This window comes from Burkholderia sp. 3C (assembly GCF_054589155.1).
In genome coordinates, this window is the sequence record NZ_BAAILN010000125.1 from 205,808 (window position 1) to 209,016 (window position 3,209).

Sequence of the window (3,209 nt, forward strand, 5' to 3'; positions counted from 1 at the left end):
GGGATCCCCACGTCGGGATTGACGTCGGCGTCGTAATCCACGCCGGCGATCTCGAACCCGAACAGGCGCAGGAATTCGTGCTTGTAGCCGGCGAAATCCGTCAGTTCGTAGATGTTGTCGTTGGTGACCTGGCTCCACAGCGCCTGCACCTTGGCCTGCACTTGCGGATCGAGTTCCTTGTAGTCGGCGCGCAGGCGGCCGTCTTCGTCGATGTGCGGCGTGGCGCCGTACATCGTGTCGTGCAGCAGGCCGTACACCTGCTCGATGCAGCCCTCGTGCGTGCCGGTTTCCTTCATCACCTTGAACAGCAGCGACAGATACAGCGGCATCATCGGGATCGCCGAGCTGGCTTGCGTGACCACCGCCTTCAGCACCGCCACGCGCGCGTCGCCGCCGTGGGCCGCGAGCGTGTCGCGCAGGCCGATCACGGTGGTGTCGAGATCCTTCTTGGCCGCGCCGATCGAGCCGTTCCAGTAGATGTCGTGCGTGATCTGCTCACCGAGATAGGTGAACGCGGTGGTCTTCGCGCCGGGGGCCAGCACGCCCGCTTCGTTCAGCGCGTCGATCCAGAACTTCCAGTCCTCGCCGCCCATCACCGCAACGGTGTTGTCGATCTCTTCCTGCGAGGCCGGCTCCAGCGCCGTGTCCTTGATCACTTCCTTGTCGGTGTCGATGCCGCGGAACGTGACGCTCTTGCCGATCGGCTTGAGCGTGGAGTTGTGCACCACGCCGGTTTTCGGGTGCGTGCGGCGCGGCGAGGCGAGGCTGTACACCACCAGATCGACCTGGCCGAGATCGGCCTTGATGGTGTCGATCGTGACGCGCTTCACTTCGTCGGAGAACGCGTCGCCGTTGATCGTCTTGACGTAGCGGCCTTCGGCCTTGGCGAACTTCTCGAACGCGGCGGTGTTGTACCAGCCGGCCGTGCCCGGCTTGGTTTCGCTGCCCGGACGCTCGAAGCACACGGCCAGCGTGTCCGCGCCCGAGCCGAAGGCGGCCGAGATGCGCGCGGCCAGGCCGTAGCCGGTGGACGCGCCGATCACCAGCACCTTCTTCGGGCCGTTGGCGATCGGGCCTTGCTTGACCACGTAATCGATCTGTTCTTTGACATTGGCTTCGCAGCCGACAGGATGAGTCGTCACGCAGATGAAGCCACGCACGCGCGGTTTGATGATCATGAAAGCCCCTGAATACGGTAAGCGTCGAACGTCGACGGACAGAAATGCCGTGCATTGTAAAGGAAGCCCCGGATGGCGCGAACGGCGGCATCGGGCTTCGGGGCGGGGTGCACGGGCGGCGGGCCTGGATACGGGCGTGGATGTGCACAGGCACGTGGCGGCGCGATCGGGCCGGACGTGGGACACTCGCACCGGGTTTTTTCGCGCGGACCGGCCCCGCTTCGGGCGCTGCGGCGGCCGGCTGCGCTTCACCGTTTCGAGAATCATGATCCGATTGCTTTCGATGTCGGGCAGCCTGCGCGCGCTGTCCTCGAACACGGCCCTGCTCGATGCCGCCGCCGCGATCGGCGTGCCGGGCGTGAGCGTGCAGGCCTGGCGTGGCCTCGACACGCTGCCGCCTTTCAACCCCGAGCGTCAGGACGACCCGCCGTCGCCCGTGCAGGCGTTGCGCGACGCGGTTGCGCGGGCCGACGGGCTGCTGATCGCCTGCCCCGAATACGCGCGCGGCATTCCGGGCGCGTTCAAGAACGCGCTCGACTGGCTGGTGGCCAGCGACGGCTTTCCTGGGATGGCGGTGGCGCTGTTCAACGCGTCGCCGCGTGCGTCCGATGCGCAGGCGGCGCTGCGGCTGGTGCTGACCACCATGTCGGCGCATTGCGTGGCGCCGGCCTCGATCGCGCTGCCGTTGCTCGGGCCACCGCGCACGGCGGCGCAGATCGCGGCCGATCCGGCGCATCGCGAGGCGATTTCCGGAGCGCTCGCGGCGATGCGCGAGCGGATCGCCGAGCGCGGGCGGCGCGGCGAACGGGTGCCGGGCGGCTCGGCCGGGGCTTGATGCCGATCTCGATGCCGATCGGAGCGGCGTCTGCGGCGTCTCAGCCCTGCTTGCTGCCGTTACCGCTGCCCCCCGGCGCCACCCCACCCGCCAGCATCGCATCGGCGATCGCATGGCGGCCCTGCGCGCGCAGCCCGTCGGCTGCACCCTGCACGTCGCGGGCGTCCTTGTTCTGGCTCAATTTGCTCTTGCCTTCCAGGCGCGTGATCTCGATCTCGATGCCGACGATCGCCTTCATCAGCGTATCGACGAAATCGGCCGGCGCGTCGCCCATCTTCCACGGCACCGGCTGCGTGGCCTCGTGGCGGCGCGTGAGCTTGGCCACCACGCCGCGCACGTAGCGTTCGTCGTCGCGCACCGTGATGCGGCCGTGCGCGTGTACCACCGCGTAATTCCAGGTGGGCACCTGGCGATGTGCCTCGTGCTTGCTCGGATACCAGTTCGGCGAGATGTAGGCGTCCATCGCGCGGAAGATCGCCAGCACCGGCGCGCCGTTCGCCACCTGTTGCCACACCGGGTTGGCGCGCGCCACGTGGGCGTGCAGCACGCCGAGCGTGCCGCCGGCCGGATCGAGTTCGAACGGCAGGTGGTTGGCGTCGAGGCCGCCGTCGCCGTGCGTGACCAGCGTGCCGAACGGGTGGGCGGCGATCAGGGCGTGCAGCGCGTCGGGGCGCGCTTCGGTGAAATGGGCGGGCAGGTACATGGCGGCTCCGGGAAGGCGGTGGGGCGTGATTGATCGAATGGCTGATTCTGCGCCGTTGCTGGCCTATGATGAAGGGCCAGTTTTATTCAATTTTTATGGACCAGAAACGATGGCCCGCACCGCCCAATCCCCCGATATCCCCTCGCTCGGCCCGCTCGACCGCGCGGCCGGCCAGTTGAGCCGCCAATTGGCGCAGGCGTTGCGCGACGCGATCCGGCGCGGCGACCTGCGCCCCGGCGAGCCGCTGCCGGCCTCGCGCCAGCTTGCCGCCGCGCTCGGGCTGGCGCGCGGCACGGTGATCGAGGCGTTCGAGCAACTGGTGGCGGAGGGGTTTCTGGTCGCGCGCGGGCGGACCGGGACGTGGGTGGCGCCGGCGTTGTCGATGCCGGGAGAGGGGGCGTTCGGGGTGGTGGGCGGCGGGACGGCGTCGTGGGCGCGTGAGGGGGAGATTCCGCGGGCGGGGCGGGGGCTGCGGTCGTTGGACGGGGCCGGG

At 69.0% G+C, this 3,209-nt stretch carries 4 protein-coding genes; 2 read left to right on the forward strand and 2 right to left on the reverse strand.

The window, feature by feature from the left end:
* Window positions 1–1,178, reverse strand: a 1,178-nt coding sequence (fabV, locus tag ACYP33_RS25945; RefSeq protein ID WP_459624446.1) for an enoyl-ACP reductase FabV, incomplete at its 3' end; no start/stop codon positions are given.
* A gap of 265 nt (window positions 1,179–1,443) precedes the next feature.
* Between fabV and ACYP33_RS25950 the strand changes: the two genes are divergently transcribed.
* On the forward strand, window positions 1,444–2,013 hold the full coding sequence (locus ACYP33_RS25950; protein WP_459624447.1) for an NADPH-dependent FMN reductase: 570 nt from the start codon (window positions 1,444–1,446) through the stop codon (window positions 2,011–2,013).
* Window positions 2,014–2,053: 40 nt separating this feature from the next.
* On the opposite strand, the gene ACYP33_RS25955 is transcribed toward ACYP33_RS25950, so the two are convergent.
* The gene (locus ACYP33_RS25955) at window positions 2,054–2,716 is read right to left on the reverse strand and encodes an FMN-binding negative transcriptional regulator (protein WP_459624448.1); all 663 of its coding nucleotides are present in this window, start codon (window positions 2,714–2,716) and stop codon (window positions 2,054–2,056) included.
* Window positions 2,717–2,825: 109 nt separating this feature from the next.
* Here ACYP33_RS25955 and ACYP33_RS25960 point away from each other — a divergent pair.
* Window positions 2,826–3,209: GntR family transcriptional regulator (locus ACYP33_RS25960; protein ID WP_459624449.1), on the forward strand; the 384-nt coding region annotated here is incomplete at its 3' end.

What these genes read in the sequence shown, in the direction of transcription:
- ACYP33_RS25950 (WP_459624447.1), top strand. Translation starts at nt 1,444, where the DNA reads ATGATCCGATTGCTTTCGATGTCGGGCAGCCTGCGCGCGCTGTCCTCG.
- ACYP33_RS25955 (WP_459624448.1), bottom strand. Translation starts at nt 2,716, where the DNA reads ATGTACCTGCCCGCCCATTTCACCGAAGCGCGCCCCGACGCGCTGCAC.